Source organism: Enterobacter chinensis, from assembly GCF_034008295.1.
Classification (GTDB): domain Bacteria; phylum Pseudomonadota; class Gammaproteobacteria; order Enterobacterales; family Enterobacteriaceae; genus Enterobacter; species Enterobacter chinensis.
On record NZ_JARDVI010000001.1, the window covers coordinates 938,552 to 955,180 of the forward strand.

14 protein-coding genes are annotated in these 16,629 nt (G+C 50.4%); 3 read left to right on the forward strand and 11 right to left on the reverse strand.

Annotation, left to right across the window (positions count from 1 at the left end; genetic code table 11):
• Nucleotides 1-13 precede the first annotated feature (13 nt).
• The 7 genes from PYW49_RS04600 to PYW49_RS04630 form a co-directional block, all read right to left on the reverse strand.
• Nucleotides 14-883 (reverse strand): ion transporter, encoded by an 870-nt coding sequence (locus tag PYW49_RS04600; protein ID WP_320385808.1) that lies wholly within the window; start codon nt 881-883, stop codon nt 14-16.
• 14 nt (nt 884-897) lie between these two features.
• Nucleotides 898-1,902 carry a murein tripeptide/oligopeptide ABC transporter ATP-binding protein OppF gene (gene oppF, locus PYW49_RS04605; protein WP_114977023.1) on the reverse strand — a complete coding sequence of 335 codons (1,005 nt, stop codon included), beginning with the start codon at nt 1,900-1,902 and terminating at the stop codon, nt 898-900.
• Nucleotides 1,899-2,912 carry an ABC transporter ATP-binding protein gene (oppD, locus tag PYW49_RS04610; RefSeq protein ID WP_134350559.1) on the reverse strand — a complete coding sequence of 338 codons (1,014 nt, stop codon included), beginning with the start codon at nt 2,910-2,912 and terminating at the stop codon, nt 1,899-1,901. The genes oppF and oppD overlap by 4 nt, the downstream gene beginning before the upstream one ends.
• Before the next feature lie 11 nt (nt 2,913-2,923).
• Nucleotides 2,924-3,832: an oligopeptide ABC transporter permease OppC gene (gene oppC, locus PYW49_RS04615; RefSeq protein WP_047348245.1), complete on the reverse strand. Its 909-nt coding sequence runs from the start codon at nt 3,830-3,832 to the stop codon at nt 2,924-2,926.
• A gap of 14 nt (nt 3,833-3,846) precedes the next feature.
• Nucleotides 3,847-4,767: an oligopeptide ABC transporter permease OppB gene (gene oppB, locus PYW49_RS04620; protein ID WP_134350560.1), complete on the reverse strand. Its 921-nt coding sequence runs from the start codon at nt 4,765-4,767 to the stop codon at nt 3,847-3,849.
• Between the two features lie 84 nt (nt 4,768-4,851).
• Entirely contained in the window at nt 4,852-6,483 is a 1,632-nt protein-coding gene (oppA, locus tag PYW49_RS04625; RefSeq protein WP_134350561.1) for an oligopeptide ABC transporter substrate-binding protein OppA, read from the reverse strand.
• 772 nt (nt 6,484-7,255) lie between these two features.
• Nucleotides 7,256-7,903 carry a YchE family NAAT transporter gene (locus tag PYW49_RS04630; protein WP_023312098.1) on the reverse strand — a complete coding sequence of 216 codons (648 nt, stop codon included), beginning with the start codon at nt 7,901-7,903 and terminating at the stop codon, nt 7,256-7,258.
• Nucleotides 7,904-8,381: 478 nt separating this feature from the next.
• On the opposite strand from PYW49_RS04630, the gene adhE reads away from it, so the two are divergent.
• Nucleotides 8,382-11,060 carry a bifunctional acetaldehyde-CoA/alcohol dehydrogenase gene (adhE, locus tag PYW49_RS04635; RefSeq protein ID WP_134350562.1) on the forward strand — a complete coding sequence of 893 codons (2,679 nt, stop codon included), beginning with the start codon at nt 8,382-8,384 and terminating at the stop codon, nt 11,058-11,060.
• 77 nt (nt 11,061-11,137) lie between these two features.
• Here the strand turns inward: adhE and tdk are convergent, their stop codons facing one another.
• Entirely contained in the window at nt 11,138-11,752 is a 615-nt protein-coding gene (gene tdk / locus PYW49_RS04640) for a thymidine kinase (RefSeq protein WP_134350563.1), read from the reverse strand.
• 550 nt (nt 11,753-12,302) lie between these two features.
• On the opposite strand from tdk, the gene hns reads away from it, so the two are divergent.
• Nucleotides 12,303-12,716: a histone-like nucleoid-structuring protein H-NS gene (gene hns / locus PYW49_RS04645; protein WP_008502781.1), complete on the forward strand. Its 414-nt coding sequence runs from the start codon at nt 12,303-12,305 to the stop codon at nt 12,714-12,716.
• 200 nt (nt 12,717-12,916) lie between these two features.
• On the opposite strand, the gene galU is transcribed toward hns, so the two are convergent.
• The 3 genes from galU to rssA form a co-directional block, all read right to left on the reverse strand.
• Nucleotides 12,917-13,825: a UTP--glucose-1-phosphate uridylyltransferase GalU gene (galU, locus tag PYW49_RS04650; protein WP_134350564.1), complete on the reverse strand. Its 909-nt coding sequence runs from the start codon at nt 13,823-13,825 to the stop codon at nt 12,917-12,919.
• Between the two features lie 200 nt (nt 13,826-14,025).
• The gene (gene rssB / locus PYW49_RS04655; RefSeq protein ID WP_134350565.1) at nt 14,026-15,039 is read right to left on the reverse strand and encodes a two-component system response regulator RssB; all 1,014 of its coding nucleotides are present in this window, start codon (nt 15,037-15,039) and stop codon (nt 14,026-14,028) included.
• Nucleotides 15,040-15,130: 91 nt separating this feature from the next.
• The gene (gene rssA, locus PYW49_RS04660) at nt 15,131-16,033 is read right to left on the reverse strand and encodes a patatin-like phospholipase RssA (RefSeq protein WP_134350566.1); all 903 of its coding nucleotides are present in this window, start codon (nt 16,031-16,033) and stop codon (nt 15,131-15,133) included.
• Between the two features lie 115 nt (nt 16,034-16,148).
• Here rssA and PYW49_RS04665 point away from each other — a divergent pair, with 115 nt between their 5' ends.
• On the forward strand, nt 16,149-16,607 hold the full coding sequence (locus tag PYW49_RS04665; protein ID WP_134350567.1) for a YchJ family protein: 459 nt from the start codon (nt 16,149-16,151) through the stop codon (nt 16,605-16,607).
• The last annotated feature ends 22 nt before the right edge of the window (nt 16,608-16,629 follow it).

Sequence of the window (16,629 nt, forward strand, 5' to 3'; positions counted from 1 at the left end):
CAGCCTTTTTTATTTACTCCGGCAATTCACTTCCGCAGCGGTTACAAAACCGCGCGCTGTGTTCATGTTCACCCTGATGGCAGCTCGGGCATTTACGCTGCTGCTTGCGGCTCTGAAATGCGTTGCTCATGTGTGTAGTAATGAGTCCCGTCGGGATAGCAATCACCGAATATCCAATCAAAATTAGCACGGACGCCACAATGCGGCCCAGTGGCGTATGGGGTGTGATATCTCCGTAACCCACGGTCGTGACGGTCACAATCGCCCAGTACACCGACGCATTGAGCGTCGTAAAGCCATATTTCGGCCCTTCTATCAAATACATCAACGCGCCGAAAACAATCATGACGATGGCAATAAATGAATAGAACAGAATAAGCTGATGTCGCGCGCTAACGATCGCACTCCAGAATATGCGCAATGACGGCATAAAACGCAGTAATTTCAGAATACGCAATACCCGAATAACGCGCATCGCGCGCCAGGCAAAGACATAGCTCAGGCTGATTTCCGGCCACAGCCACATCACATAGAGCGGCAGGATGGTAGCTAAATCGATAACCCCCCAAAAGCTGAAAACATATCGGGCCGGATTAGGCCAGGTAATCACTCTGAGGACATATTCAGCGGTAAAGACCAGGGTTATCACCAGTTCAAGCCAGACAAAGATATGCCATTCGTCAAACGTCAGGTGGTATTGCGTCCCGGCACCCGATTCAATAAAGATGACAAGCACGCTGAGGAGCGCAAATAAACCACAGAGACCTTCGAAGCGTCGCCCGGATACCGTTTCAGGATCGAATAATAAATGATAAAGCCGCTGACGGGCTGACGTGAATAAACGCGACACAGTAACCTCGCAAAAAATAAGGGCTGACATCATGTCAGCCCTTACGATTATAACGGGTCTACTTTCAGGCAGGAAACCGCATGTCGGAAACTGCCTTCCAGAACCGGTCGCGTTTTCGCACACTCCGGCCCGGCCATTGGGCAGCGCGTGCGGAAGACGCAGCCCGACGGCGGATTAATCGGTGAGGGCAATTCCCCTTCCAGAAGCTGAATCGTTTTATTCTTTTCCAGATCGGGATCGGGGATCGGTACCGCGGACATTAGCGCTTTGGTGTAGGGGTGCAGCGGGTTATGGTACACCTCATCGTAGGTGCCCAGCTCCACGGCATGACCCAGATACATCACCAGCACGCGGTCAGAGATGTGTTTCACCACGGCCAGGTCATGCGCAATAAAGATCAGCGACAGTCCCATCTCACGCTGTAATTTCTGCAGCAGGTTCACCACCTGCGCCTGAATAGAAACGTCCAGCGCGGAAACTGGCTCATCACAGATGATGAGCTTCGGCTCGAGGATCAGCGCACGTGCAATACCAATACGCTGGCACTGGCCACCGGAAAATTCGTGCGGATAGCGGTTGATGAGGTTAGGCAAGAGCCCCACTTTCATCATCATCGCCTTAACACGATCGCGTACTTCCTGACGCGCCATCTTCGGATGATAGGTACGCAGCGGCTCGGCAATAATCTCACCGATAGTCATACGCGGGTTTAATGACGCCAGCGGATCCTGGAATATCATCTGGATATCGCTGCGCACGTCGCGCCACTCGTCGGGTTTCATGCCCAGCAGATCTTTACCCAGCCAGGCCACCTTGCCGCCGGTGGCTTTTACCAGACCGATAATTGCTCGCGCGAAGGTCGATTTACCGCAGCCGGATTCGCCCACCACGCCCAGGGTTTCCCCTTCGTACAGACGCAGCGTGACGCCATCCACCGCTTTCAGGGTCTTCGGCGGCTGCCAGAACCACTGTTTGCCGTCTTTGATATCGAAATGCACTTTAAGGTCTGCGATTTCGAGCAGCACGTTACGTTTTTCATCTAATGCGTTCATACCAGCTCCTCCTGCGGCTTAAAGCAGGCGCGCAGACGGCCTGGTGCAAACTCTTCCAGCGGCGGCGCGCTGTTGCAGATTTCCATCGCGTGCGGACAGCGCGGCTGGAATGGACAGCCTTTTGGCAGACGCAGCAGGTTTGGCGGGTTGCCCGGAATAGTGAGCAGCGCTTCCCCTTCCGCATCGAGACGCGGGACCGCATTCAGCAGGCCAATCGAGTACGGATGCGCGGGCTGATAGAACACATCGCGCGCTTTGCCGTATTCCATGGTTCGACCGGCATACATCACCAGCACTTTGTCACAGATGCCCGCAACCACGCCCAGGTCGTGGGTGATCATGATAATCGCCGTGTTGAACTCACGCTTCAGCTCGTTCAGCAGGGTCATGATTTGTGCCTGAACGGTGACGTCCAGCGCGGTGGTAGGTTCATCGGCAATCAGCAGTTTTGGCCGGCACAGCAGCGCCATCGCAATCATCACACGCTGACGCATACCGCCAGAGAACTCGTGCGGGAACATGCGCATACGCTTACGCGCTTCCGGCATTTTCACCGCATCCAGCATTTTAACGGACTCTTCAAAGGCTTCAGCTTTGCCCAGGCCTTTGTGCAGCATCAGCACTTCCATCAGCTGTTCGCCAACGCGCATATACGGGTTCAGCGAGGTCATCGGATCCTGGAAAATCATCGAGATCTGTTCGGCGCGCAGCTTGTTCAGCGCGTGCTCCGGCAGGTTGAGAATTTCACGGCCGTTGAATTTTGCGGAACCGCCAATCACACCGTTCGATGCCAGCAGCCCCATCAACGCAAAGGCGGTCTGGGATTTGCCCGAGCCGGATTCACCGACGATCCCCAGCGTTTCGCCCGCACGCAGGTTGAAGTTGAGATCGTTGACCGCGGTGACATCCCCGTCCGGCGTTTTAAAGGTCACACGGAGATCTTTCACATCCAGCAGAAGATTGTTCTGCTGTTGCGCCTGTGGCGCAGTGGCCGTTTCAATAATTGTCATGACGGCGCTCCTTAACGGTCTTTCGGGTCGAGGGCATCACGCAGGCCATCGCCGATAAAGTTAAAACAAAACAGGGTGACGACCAGGAAACCCGCCGGGTAAAGCAGCAGCCAGGGTGATACTTCCATTGAGTTTGCACCATCGCTCAGGAGCGCGCCCCAGCTGCTCAGTGGCTCTTGCGTACCCAACCCAAGGAAGCTCAGGAAGGATTCAAACAGAATCATGCTTGGCACCAGCAGTGAGGCGTACACCACAACCACGCCAAGTACGTTAGGAACGATATGGCGAACCACGATATTTCCGGTAGAGACGCCCCCCACCTGCGCGGCTTCGATGAACTCTTTACGTTTGAGGCTCAGCGTCTGGCCGCGAACAATACGTGCCATATCCAGCCAGGATACCATCCCGATGGCCACGAAGATCAGCAGGATATTCTGGCCGAAGAAGGTCACCAGCAGGATGACGAAGAACATGAACGGGAAGGAGTTCAGGATTTCCAGCAGACGCATCATCACCGAGTCAACTTTGCCGCCAAGATAGCCGGAAAGTGAGCCGTAAAGCGTGCCCAGAATCACCGCCACCAGCGCGGCAGCGATACCGACCATCAGCGAGATACGACCACCGATAGCGACACGCACCAGCAGATCGCGTCCGGAGGAGTCCGTGCCAAAATAGTGGCCGGATTCCATATCAGGCGCGCTGGACATCATGCCCCAGTCGGTGTCGAAATAGGTAAATTGCGACAGCATCGGCGCCAGGGTCACAAACAGCGCGATAATTACCAGAACAACCAGACTGGCAACCGCTGCACGGTTGTGCATAAAACGACGGCGCGCGTCCTGCCAGAGGCTACGACCTTCTACTTCCAGTTTTTCACTGAAGTTTTCCAGCGCCTCGCTGTTTTTCTTACTCAACATCATGGCGTGCTCCAGTGTTAGTAACGGATTTTCGGATCGATGACGGCATACAGCACATCGACGATAGCGTTAAAGAGAATGGTCAGCGCCCCGACGAGAATAGTCAGGCTCAGTACCAGTGAATAGTCACGGTTGAGCGCACCGTTAACGAACAGCTGACCAATGCCTGGCAGGCCGTAGATCGTTTCGATGACCATTGAGCCGGTGATGATCCCGACGAATGCCGGTCCCATATAGGAGAGTACGGGCAACAACGCCGGTTTGAGCGCGTGGCGTAAAATAATCCGGCGCATCGGTAGCCCTTTTGCGCGCGCGGTACGAATGAAGTTCGAGTGAAGCACCTCGATCATTGAACCACGGGTGATACGCGCGATACTGGCGATGTACGCCAAAGATAATGCCACCATCGGCAAAATCATGAACTTTAATGCCCCACCGTTCCAGCCGCCGCCAGGCAACCACTTCAGCGTGATGGCAAATATCATTACCAGTAATGGCGCGACAACGAAGCTGGGTATGACTACCCCGGTCATCGCCACCCCCATTACGGCATAATCCCATTTGGTATTTTGTCTAAGCGCGGCAATAACGCCTGCGGTGACCCCGAAAACGACGGCCAGAATGAATGCCGCAGCACCCAGCTTAGCCGAAACCGGGAAGCTGGAGGCGACCAGGTCGTTAACGGAATAGTCTTTATATTTAAATGACGGTCCAAAATCACCGTGGGCCAGCTGCTTCAGATAATTGAAATACTGGGTGGAGATAGGATCGTTTAAGTGGTATTTCGCTTCGATATTCGCCATGACTTCTGGCGGCAGCGTACGCTCACCGGTAAATGGACTTCCCGGTGCAAGACGCATCATGAAGAATGAAATCGTAATTAGAATAAAAAGCGTTGGAATCGCTTCAAGACAGCGACGTAGGATAAATTTAAACATTGCCCGTACCTTCTGGCGTGTGCCTATATAATGTGACGTTGGTTAGACACCGTGGGGCGAGCAAACCCGCCCCACTCATTGCCATTAATGCTTGATAATATACAAGTTTTTAACGTAGATATTATCCATCGGGTCTTTACCGGTATACCCACCTACCCACGGTTTCACCAGACGGGCGTTAACGTAGTAGTAAACCGGAACGATCGCGGAATCTTTATCCAGCTGCTGCTCAGCTTTAGAGTACAGTTCAGTACGCTGTGCTTCGTCAGTGGTTTTCAGAGTATCGCCAATCAGCTTGTCAAACGCCGGGCTCTTATAGTGCGCGGTGTTGTTTGAGCTGTCGCTCAGCATGGTGTTCAGGAAGGAGGTCGGTTCGTTATAGTCCGCACACCAGCCAGCACGCGCCACATCAAAGGTGCCCTGATGGCGGCTGTCGAGGAAGGTCTTCCACTCCTGGTTTTCCAGCTTCACGTTTGCGCCCAGGTTCTTTTTCCAGATCGAGGCGACGGCGATAGCCAATTTTTTGTGCAGGTCAGAGGTGTTGTACAGCAGGCTGAAGGTCAGCGGCTTGTCAGCGGTGTAGCCCGCTTCGGCCAGCAGTTTCTTCGCTTCCGCGTTACGCTGTTCCTGCGTTTCTTTGAACCACTCTGGCGCAGTCAGTTTCGCGCCATCGGTGTATGGAGGGGTATAGCTGTATGCCGGCAGATCGCCCTGGTTTTTCACTTTGTTCACGATGATATCGCGATCCAGTGCCAGCTTCAGCGCAGTACGGACGCGTACGTCGGTGAACGGTGCTTTCTGGTTGTTGATTTCGTAGTAGTAGGTGCACAGGTACGGATCGACGTGAACTTCTTTAGGGATCTCTTTTTTCAGTTTCTGGAACAGTTCAATCGGCATGTTGTTATACGTCATGTCGATTTCACCGCTGCGGTAGCGGTTAACATCAGTCACTTCGGAAGAGATTGGCAGGTAGGTCACCTGATCAATAACGGTTTTCGCGTTGTCCCAATACTGCGGGTTACGATCAAGAACCATACGTTCGTTGACTACCCAATCTTTCAGCTTATAGGCGCCGTTGGTCACGATATTGGCAGGCTGAGTCCATTTCTCACCAAATTTTTCCACAGCGGATTTTGGAACAGGAGAAACGGACGGGTGAACCAGCAGCTTATAGAAGTACGGAACAGGTTCGCTCAACGTCACTTCAAAAGTATTGGCATCGATCGCTTTTACGCCCAGGTCGGTAATGGGTTTTTTGCCCGCGATGATGTCATCAATGTTGGCGATGTGGCCATATTGCAGGTAGCTCGCATACGGAGAGGCGGTATTTGGGTTCGCCAGGCGCTGCCAGCTATATACGAAATCTTCGGCGGTGACCGGAGTGCCGTCGGACCATTTTGCATCTTTACGCAGATGGAAGGTCCAGACTTTAAAATCTTTATTTTCCCATTTCTCAGCCACACCCGGTGCCGGGTGGCCGTCTACGTCAGTGACCAACAAGCCTTCGAACAGGTCGCGGTTAACGTTAGACTCAGGAACACCTTCAATTTTGTGCGGATCCAGAGACTGAACTTCCGCACCGTTATTACGAACCAGCGTCTGCTTCTCAGCCAGTTGAACACCTGCAGGAACGTCCGCAGCCATTGCAGCGTTGCCCGCGATTAGCGCAGTTAAAATCCCCGCCGCTACCAGATTTTTTTTTGTGATGATGGACATTGTGTTGGTACTCCACTCATTATAATTACTGGCCTTCGCCAGCTGTGTAATCCCCTGTTGGGGCCTGTACAGCGCAGGAGTTTTTTTTGCTGCTGTCAGGTTCTTCTTTTACTGCTTGCTATCACCGACTTTTTTTATTACTGACCGCTCGTATGGCCGTCTTGCGTCGATTCGTCACAGACCTCCCCTGTTTGAGATCCGTGCTGGATATCTGAGAAGAGAACTATATGAAAATAATTCTCATCTAATTGTTTTACGCTGCAAAATATTAGGCCGGAAAGTATCAAATGGCGTAAACGCGCGCCAATACATTTTGCAAATTTGTTAAGCAATTCTCTTTTACGGTGAGCACCGTATTGTTGGGGGCAGCCCTGCCAGACATTGAACACCATAAAAAAGACATGACATTCAACTTGATAGAGAGAATCTTCTCTATGCGCGCGTCGCTGCGCTATCACTGAGCAACTTTGTACAAAAATTTAACAACTGGTTATTATTTAGCACATTCCTCTAAGGGAATGTTGAAATTACTAATATCATTTCGGTTATCTCTCAGCAAGCCCCAGAGTATCATGTGAGTAAAATAACAGAGCGATCGAAGCTTTTCTGCGCAGGCAGACTGAGGCGGGATTAATAACTTGTTGAAATACAAGAGATGAAGATTATTAGTAGAATTTATTATGATATGTGAGCATTTCAACTTTAGTTATATGATTTGCTGATAATTACATAAAAAAAACGGAGCCGTAGCTCCGTTCTTTCATATGAAATATTAGTGTAACAAGCCAGGGAAAATGCTTTTAATCCCCGTGACAATGAATTCTATCCCTAACGCCATCAACAACAGGCCCATGATACGCGTGATGACGTTAATGCCCGTCTGCCCCAGCAAGCGCACCAGCCAGGGTGCCATGCGGAATACCCCCCAGCAACACAGCGCAAAAAGGGCAATAGCGACTGAAAAGCCAATCAGATGCATCAGGCTATGGTAACGCGTGCCCCAGACAATGGTTGAGCTGATGGCGCCAGGACCGGCCATGAGCGGTAATGCCAGTGGCACCACGCCGATGCTTTCCCGGATGGCGGTTTCTGACTTCTCCTGTTTGTTCTGTTTATCCTCGCCCAGCTTCCCGCTGATCATGGACATAGCGATAGTCACCACCAGGATCCCACCCGCGATGCGGAAAGAATCGATCGAAATCCCGAAGAGCTGAAGAATGGCATCACCCAAAAAAAGGGAGGTCAATAATATGATAGCTACTGAGAGGTTAGCGGTGAGGTTGGTCTTGTTCCTGGCCGCCGCCGTCTGGTAACTCGTCATACTAATGAAGACAGGTATGATCCCCACCGGGTTGACCAGGGCAAACAAACCAATAAAAAACTTAAAATACGTTGGAAAATCAAAGAGCGTTTGGATCACGTTTTGCTCCGCTTATACATATGCCCGGGATTGATAATTTGTCATGAGAAATCGCGCTGAAGATACCCTTTTTATTAGCATACTTCACTTGAAATCTGTGCCAAAACGTTATCATTTCAGGATGTTAAACATATGTATAATCAATGATAGCGCCGCTTCCAATACTTACGTAATTATTTAACACTGGAAAAATCTCAAAGAAATAACCCTGCTGAAAGGTATCAGCTTGGGGTAAAATTGACGCAGATCATAATTTCCGTACTCAGAAGTGAGTAATCTTGGTTACGCCCCCAGGGAGATCACCTGACAAAAATGGATGATGCTAAGGTAAGGCTCTTTTAGTAAATTAGTGTGCTGGAGCAGAAAGTAACCCTTTGTTTTACTTTATGTTACGCAAGTCGTATCGGCTCTGTCTATACTGTGTGACGTATCGAGCGCTGGTTTACTAAAAGAGTTTAAACATTATCAGGAGAGCATTATGGCTGTTACTAATATCGCTGAACTGAACGCCCTCGTCGAGCGCGTTAAAAAAGCCCAGCGTGAATATGCCAATTTCACCCAAGAACAGGTTGATAAAATCTTCCGCGCGGCCGCACTGGCTGCTGCAGATGCTCGAATCCCTCTCGCTAAAATGGCCGTTGCCGAATCCGGCATGGGTATCGTTGAAGATAAAGTGATCAAAAACCACTTTGCTTCAGAGTATATCTACAACGCCTATAAAGATGAGAAAACCTGTGGCGTGCTGTCTGAAGACGACACCTTCGGTACTATCACTATCGCTGAACCTATCGGCATCATCTGCGGTATTGTTCCGACAACTAACCCAACCTCTACTGCCATCTTCAAATCGCTGATTAGCCTGAAGACCCGTAACGCTATCATCTTCTCTCCACACCCACGTGCGAAAGACGCAACCAACAAGGCTGCGGATATCGTCCTGCAGGCCGCTATCGCTGCTGGCGCACCTAAAGATCTGATTGGCTGGATTGACCAACCTTCTGTTGAGCTGTCCAACGCGCTGATGCATCACCCGGACATTAACCTGATCCTGGCGACGGGTGGTCCTGGCATGGTTAAAGCAGCATACAGCTCCGGTAAACCGGCCATCGGTGTGGGTGCAGGTAACACCCCTGTTGTTATCGACGAAACCGCTGACATCAAACGCGCTGTTGCTTCCGTGCTGATGTCTAAAACCTTCGATAACGGCGTTATCTGTGCATCCGAACAGTCTGTTGTTGTCGTAGACTCCGTGTACGACGCCGTTCGTGAACGTTTCGCCAGCCACGGCGGCTACATGCTGCAGGGCAAAGAGCTGAAAGCGGTTCAGGACATCATCCTGAAAAATGGCGCGCTTAACGCCGCTATCGTAGGTCAGCCAGCATACAAAATCGCTGAACTCGCAGGCTTTACCGTTCCGGCAACAACCAAAATCCTGATCGGTGAAGTGAAAGTTGTCGACGAAAGCGAGCCGTTTGCACACGAAAAACTGTCTCCTACGCTGGCAATGTACCGTGCGAAAGATTTCGAAGACGCGGTAGAGAAAGCCGAGAAACTGGTTGCCATGGGTGGTATCGGTCACACGTCTTGCCTGTACACCGACCAGGATAACCAGCCAGAACGCGTCGCTCACTTCGGCCAGATGATGAAAACTGCGCGTATCCTGATTAACACCCCGGCTTCTCAGGGTGGTATCGGTGACCTTTACAACTTCAAACTCGCACCTTCCCTGACTCTGGGTTGTGGTTCCTGGGGTGGTAACTCCATCTCTGAAAACGTTGGTCCAAAACACCTGATCAACAAGAAAACCGTTGCTAAGCGAGCTGAAAACATGTTGTGGCACAAACTTCCGAAATCTATCTACTTCCGCCGTGGCTCTCTGCCAATCGCGCTGGATGAAGTGATTACTGATGGCCACAAACGTGCGCTCATCGTGACTGACCGTTTCCTGTTCAACAACGGCTACGCTGACCAGATCACCTCTGTGCTGAAAGCGTCTGGCGTTGAAACTGAAGTGTTCTTTGAAGTTGAAGCTGACCCTACCCTTAGCGTTGTTCGCAAAGGTGCTGAGCTGGCTAACTCCTTCAAACCTGATGTGATTATCGCACTGGGTGGTGGTTCCCCAATGGACGCCGCGAAAATCATGTGGGTTATGTACGAGCATCCGGAAACCCACTTCGAAGAACTGGCGCTGCGCTTTATGGATATCCGTAAACGTATCTATAAGTTCCCGAAAATGGGCGTGAAAGCGAAGATGATCGCAGTAACGACCACTTCCGGTACCGGTTCAGAAGTTACACCGTTTGCGGTTGTAACTGATGACGCAACAGGTCAGAAATACCCACTGGCTGACTACGCGCTGACTCCAGACATGGCTATCGTTGATGCCAACCTGGTTATGGATATGCCGAAATCACTGTGTGCATTCGGTGGTCTTGATGCAGTAACTCACGCCCTGGAAGCTTATGTTTCTGTACTGGCTTCTGAGTTCTCTGATGGCCAGGCACTGCAGGCGCTGAAACTGCTGAAAGAAAACCTGCCAGCGTCTTACAACGAAGGTTCTAAAAACCCGGTAGCGCGTGAGCGTGTTCACAGTGCAGCAACCATCGCCGGTATCGCGTTTGCCAACGCCTTCCTGGGTGTTTGCCACTCTATGGCACACAAACTGGGTTCTCAGTTCCACATTCCTCACGGTCTGGCGAACGCCCTGTTGATCAGCAACGTTATCCGTTATAACGCTAACGATAACCCAACCAAGCAGACTGCATTCAGCCAGTACGACCGTCCTCAGGCTCGTCGTCGTTACGCTGAAATTGCAGACCACTTGGGTCTGAGCGCACCGGGCGACCGTACTGCTGCGAAGATTGAGAAACTGCTGGCATGGCTGGACAGCATCAAAGCTGAACTGGGTATTCCTAAATCTATCCGCGAAGCAGGCGTTCAGGAAGCTGACTTCCTTGCTCACGTAGACAAGCTGTCTGAAGATGCATTCGATGACCAGTGTACTGGTGCTAACCCGCGCTACCCACTGATCTCTGAGCTGAAACAGATTCTGCTGGATACCTTCTACGGTCGTGAGTTCAAAGAAAGCGACGTTGCCGCTGTGAAAACAGAAGCTCCTGTTATTAAAGCTGACAAGAAAGCGAAGAAAAGCGCTTAACTGACAGCCTGATGATAAAAACCCGCCTGTATGGCGGGTTTTTTTATGTCTGAATAATCTGAATAATAAAGCTGACGTTACTTTCTGTTGTCGTGCTGAATCGCTGTCAGCGAGCCTACAGACAGCGCTTCTTTATAATGCTTACGGCAGACCGAAACATAGCGTTCATTACCACCTATAACCACCTGCTCACCATCTGCATAAGGTTTCCCGGCCTGGTCGAGACGAAGCACCATACTGGCTTTACGGCCGCAAAAACAGATTGTTTTCAGTTCAACAAGTTTATCCGACCAGGCGAGCAAATACTGGCTCCCGGCAAAGAGTTCACCGCGAAAATCCGTACGCAGCCCGTAACAAAGAACGGGAATATCGAGTTCATCGACCACTTCTGAAAGCGCATGAACCTGTTCACGCGTGAGAAATTGGCTCTCATCTACCAGAACACAGTGAATGGGCTGCGCAGCATGCGCTGTACGAATGTCCTCAAACAGGTCAGTTTTCGGGTTAAACAGTCTGGCCGGCGACGAGAGACCTATTCTGGAACTCACCTTCCCTGCACCGAAGCGATCGTCTATCTCAGCCGTATAAACAACGGAACGCATCCCTCGTTCCTGGTAATTGTACGAGGACTGCAGCAACGCGGTGGATTTACCTGCATTCATTGCCGAATAGTAGAAATAAAGTTGTGCCATTGGCCGTAAAACCCTAATCAATGTGTAATATTCCCAATGATTGATTGTACCATATTTTGTCTGGTCATCAGCGATGCAGCGCACAGACGACACGGTTCGCAGCGGAGATCCGGGTCTTCTGTTTTCGAAAATAATCCGTTAAAACATGAAGTAAACGCATTCAGCCAGGCCAATATGTTATAAGTTCAGCCAAACATAACACTTCTTTTTATAGTGGAATCACCGTTCATTAAAATTCACTATTTATTAACTATTTCAGTCTTAACATCACTGGTGGGAACTAATACAAAAGGCTGATATTTCTCCACCGCAACTATAATTCCTGCGGTAAATGTCACAAAAAAAAGATGCAATCGGCCGGGTTAGGCAGGTTTACGTGATAACAAGCGAGACTGTCGGGTGATGAAATTTAAGTTAGCGTAATTAATAATAGCGGCATTATTTAGTATTTTTTGAATTCCTTACATTCCTGGCTATTGCACAACTGAATTTATGGCTCTATTATTAGGTCAACAAACCACCCCCCCATTATAAGTTTGAGATTACTACAATGAGCGAAGCACTTAAAATTCTGAACAACATCCGTACTCTTCGTGCGCAGGCAAGAGAATGCACCCTCGAAACGCTTGAAGAAATGCTGGAAAAATTAGAAGTTGTAGTTAATGAACGTCGCGAAGAAGAAAGCGCTGCTGCTGCTGAAATCGAAGAGCGTACGCGTAAACTGCAGCAATATCGTGAAATGCTGATTGCTGATGGTATCGATCCAAATGAATTGCTGAACAGCATGGCTGCAGCTAAAACCGGTACTAAAGCTAAGCGCGCTGCCCGTCCTGCTAAATATAGCTACGTTGACGAGAACGGCGAAACTAAAACCTGGACTGGCCAGGGTCGTACTCCTGCTGTTATCAAGAAAGCCATGGATGAGCAAGGTAAACAGCTGGATGACTTCCTGATCAAGGATTAATCAAGCCGCATTCAGAAAAATCCCGCATTATGCGGGATTTTTTTTAACCAAAATTTATCGCAAACATCCCCTTACACTCTGTCATAAAACGTTATTCGGCTATTTCAGGGCGCTTACTTTCAGGCGGGCTTCGGAGTGTTATGGGCATAAAAAAACCGGTGGGCAGCGCCTCACCGGTTTCAGACATTAGCAATGCTGGCTTATTTCTTAATACCTACGTTCTCTTTGAGCCAGGCTTTAAATTCTTCACCAAGGGTGTTGTGGCGAATGCCATATTCAACAAATGCCTGCATATAACCGAGCTTATTACCGCAGTCATGGCTCTTACCCTTCATATGGTAAGCCTCAACGGTCTCTTTCTCGATCAGCATATCAATGGCATCAGTCAGCTGGATCTCATCACCTGCTCCTGGAGGCGTTTTCGCCAGCAGAGGCCAGATTTCAGCACTCAGTACATAGCGACCTACAACGGCCAGGTTCGAAGGCGCTACGTCGGCTTTAGGCTTCTCTACCACGCCAATCATTGGCACACTTTCACCCGGTTCAAGGTTAACACCTTTGCAGTCAACCACACCGTAAGCCGTTACGTCGTCAACAGGCTCAACCATGATCTGGCTACTACCTGTATCGTCAAAACGTTTGATCATCTCAGCCAGATTATCCTGAGAAAGATCGGATTCATATTCGTCCAGAATAACGTCTGGCAGAATTACCGCTACAGGCTCATCACCCACAACAGGATGTGCACATAGCACAGCGTGGCCCAGACCTTTAGCCAGCCCCTGACGAACCTGCATAATGGTGACGTGCGGAGGGCAAATAGACTGAACTTCTTCTAACAGCTGACGCTTAACACGTTTTTCCAGCATGGCTTCAAGTTCAAAGCTAGTATCGAAATGGTTTTCGATAGAGTTTTTTGATGAATGTGTAACCAGCACAATTTCCGTGATGCCGGCTGCGATACATTCATTAACGACATACTGGATTAATGGCTTATCAACCAGAGGCAGCATTTCTTTAGGAATCGCCTTAGTTGCTGGTAACATCCTGGTCCCCAATCCCGCTACCGGGATGACGGCCTTTCTGACTTTCGAATTTAGGGCAGCCATTCAAATTCTCCTGAGCTGTTCAAGTTTTGAACTTTTATGCAATAAATAACGCGTTAAGTATATCAGCCTCGCCCCACAGTCCGGGTCTGAAAAGAACGCGTTGCCGATCAATTAGGATAAATACGCATGAATCTGGGCAGCGATAGTAGCACTCCCCGTAAAACACAGGTAAAGCAATCTTAAAATTACGATCCATTTGCTTATTCCGTGGACAACATTAAGCGTAGTCGTCCCCCGGCACCCCAAATTTGGCACTGCCAGGAAGAACAGCGATGGCTAATTTGATTAAGATACGCCGTTCCCAATGTCCCAAGCGGCACACCGTTACTCACCTCAATATGATGTTCACCGGTATTCAGTGAAGCGTTGAGGCCGGCAGAAACGAGGATAAGATTCTTTAAACCGCTGTGGTAATAACCGACCAGCAGCGGAAACTGTCCCGGTAAATTTGCCTGACGAAAAAGCTGGTTTACCTGTTTGAGCAAACTGCCTAACTCCGGCAACCGTTGCCCCTGATGTGATAACTGTTCCTGCAGTAAACCATTAAATAGCGCACGAAGGAGTAACGCCGCTAAGACACCATTATCCCCCGCGCGGGTGACATCAAGAGAATAAAACGCAAGATCGGAATCAGACAGCGGTGCAATATCCAGCACCAGTCCAGGCTGGTCTGCGGACACCAGCTGACGATAATTTATTCTGCAATGTGAAATGGTTTGCTGAACGGGCGGCTGGAGCTCTTGCAAAAGTTTCGCCGCGGCAGGCGGATCGCTGACCAGGGCATCCCAGTCCTGGAAAAGGCGCTCTTCTTCCTCTACCCGTGAATTAAACATATTTGGATAAAGGCACGCTAACACCGTTTCCCGTAACCGGTTCAGATCCTTGACCGGTTTAAGCAGTATATCCTGCACCCCAAGGCGCAACGCTTTGGCGATATCAGCCATATTCTCTGTGGCAGATATCACCAGAATCGGCGTCTGGTTGCCTTCATTACGCAGATGTTCAACCAGCTTCAGTCCATTCATACGCGGCATCGCAATGTCGCAAATCATCAAATCGGGCGTAATGCTGATCATTTTTTCCAGCGCGTCGATGCCATCTTCAGCCAGTGAAGTGATTGCCCCCAGTGAGGATAACCACGAATCCAGTAGCGATCGGAAAACGGGCTCGTCTTCAACAATCAAAATGTGTTTTCCGGCCAATGGCTGCGTCATGGTTCCTCCCCTGGCTGACAGTTACTAAATAGTGGCATGCGATCGGCACTATCGCCTGTCAGATTTTGCTGAAGTAGTCAAAAAAAGGTGCTTAACGTGCTGTTCGCACAAAAGGTAGCAATTCGTCCATTTTCTTTTCGACGGCTAACGAGCCCGCTGCGATGGCGGCCTCAGCACGATGGAAATCAAGGGTAGAGATTTGCGGACAGTAAGGTTGAAGAAGAATATCTGGCGGATCGCCGGCCATACGATTGCGCTTAAGGCGATTCTCAAGCACCTGGATTGACGTGGTCATGATTTCTATCGCCGTGGGCGCAGCAACCGAGCGTCGCGCGGCCATACGCCCGATTCTTCCGCGCAGGCGAGCATGCCAGGCCAGTTTCTCGCCTTCTGCATCTTCGCTCTGGAGATTGACCGGCATGAGGTCCTGTTGCATCAGATGAGCGTCATGCTGCAGGTCCACGGCAATGACGATGTCTGCCCCCATTGCACGCGTCAGCGAGATGGGAACCGGGTTAACGACGCCACCATCGACAAGCCAGTAACCGTTATGCGGGACAGGCGCCATTAACCCCGGCATACTGCAGGAGGCACGCACAGCAAGATGGATATCCCCTTCGGTGAGCCAAAGTTCGCGACCCGTGCTGAGATTCGTCGCAACGGCGCCAAAAGGCATGTGACAATCAGTGAAGTCTTCAAGAGGCATAACCTGGCGAAACTGATTAAAGACGCGCTCGCCGCGCAACAGCCCACCGCGCTGCCATGAGAGGTCCATCAGACGCAGCACGTCCCAGTAACTGAAGGAGCGCACCCAGGTCTCGAGTTCCGGCAGCTTCCCGCACGCATAAGCGGAGCCGACAAGCGATCCTATTGAGCACCCTGCAACAATATCGACGTCAACGCCCATCTGATTTAAAGCATTAATCACGCCGATGTGTGACCATCCCCGGGCTGCACCTGAGCCCAGCGCCAGTCCAATTTTAACCTTTCTCATTAGCCCTGTTTTACGTCCCCTGGATTCCTGACATAGCGTCAATGCAACAGCTCAGTTAACATAGTGCTACCCGAAGCGTTTTACGCCCTTATTTTTTTGTTCCAGGAAGAGAATCGTGTCTCAACTCTGCCCTTGTGGTAGCGCTCTGGAGTATAGCCTATGTTGCCAGCGATATCTTTCTGGCGATCAGGTTGCGCCAGACCCGTCACACCTCATGCGTTCACGGTACACTGCTTTTGTGATCAAAGACGCAGACTATCTGATCAAAACCTGGCACCCGTCCTGCCACGCAGCCGAATTCAGACAGGACATCGAAGCCGGGTTCGCGAACACGCAATGGCTCGGCCTTACCGTCTATGAATCCTCAGCAGGCAATCATATTGATGAAGGTTATGTCAGTTTTGTAGCCCGCTTTACCGAGAATAATAAGCCCGGTGCCATTATCGAACGTTCCCGGTTCTTAAAGGAAAGCGGGCAATGGTATTATATTGACGGAACGCGCCCGCAGTTTGGTCGTAACGATCCCTGCCCATGTGGTTCAGGTAAAAAATTTAAAAAGTGTTGCGGGCAGTAGCTGCCTGACAACCCAGACTTCG

What these genes read in the sequence shown, in the direction of transcription:
- galU (WP_134350564.1), bottom strand. Translation starts at nt 13,825, where the DNA reads ATGGCTGCCCTAAATTCGAAAGTCAGAAAGGCCGTCATCCCGGTAGCG.
- oppD (WP_134350559.1), bottom strand. Translation starts at nt 2,912, where the DNA reads ATGACAATTATTGAAACGGCCACTGCGCCACAGGCGCAACAGCAGAAC.
- oppB (WP_134350560.1), bottom strand. Translation starts at nt 4,767, where the DNA reads ATGTTTAAATTTATCCTACGTCGCTGTCTTGAAGCGATTCCAACGCTT.
- oppF (WP_114977023.1), bottom strand. Translation starts at nt 1,902, where the DNA reads ATGAACGCATTAGATGAAAAACGTAACGTGCTGCTCGAAATCGCAGAC.
- adhE (WP_134350562.1), top strand. Translation starts at nt 8,382, where the DNA reads ATGGCTGTTACTAATATCGCTGAACTGAACGCCCTCGTCGAGCGCGTT.
- hns (WP_008502781.1), top strand. Translation starts at nt 12,303, where the DNA reads ATGAGCGAAGCACTTAAAATTCTGAACAACATCCGTACTCTTCGTGCG.
- tdk (WP_134350563.1), bottom strand. Translation starts at nt 11,752, where the DNA reads ATGGCACAACTTTATTTCTACTATTCGGCAATGAATGCAGGTAAATCC.
- rssB (WP_134350565.1), bottom strand. Translation starts at nt 15,039, where the DNA reads ATGACGCAGCCATTGGCCGGAAAACACATTTTGATTGTTGAAGACGAG.
- oppA (WP_134350561.1), bottom strand. Translation starts at nt 6,483, where the DNA reads ATGTCCATCATCACAAAAAAAAATCTGGTAGCGGCGGGGATTTTAACT.
- PYW49_RS04600 (WP_320385808.1), bottom strand. Translation starts at nt 883, where the DNA reads ATGATGTCAGCCCTTATTTTTTGCGAGGTTACTGTGTCGCGTTTATTC.
- oppC (WP_047348245.1), bottom strand. Translation starts at nt 3,832, where the DNA reads ATGATGTTGAGTAAGAAAAACAGCGAGGCGCTGGAAAACTTCAGTGAA.
- rssA (WP_134350566.1), bottom strand. Translation starts at nt 16,033, where the DNA reads ATGAGAAAGGTTAAAATTGGACTGGCGCTGGGCTCAGGTGCAGCCCGG.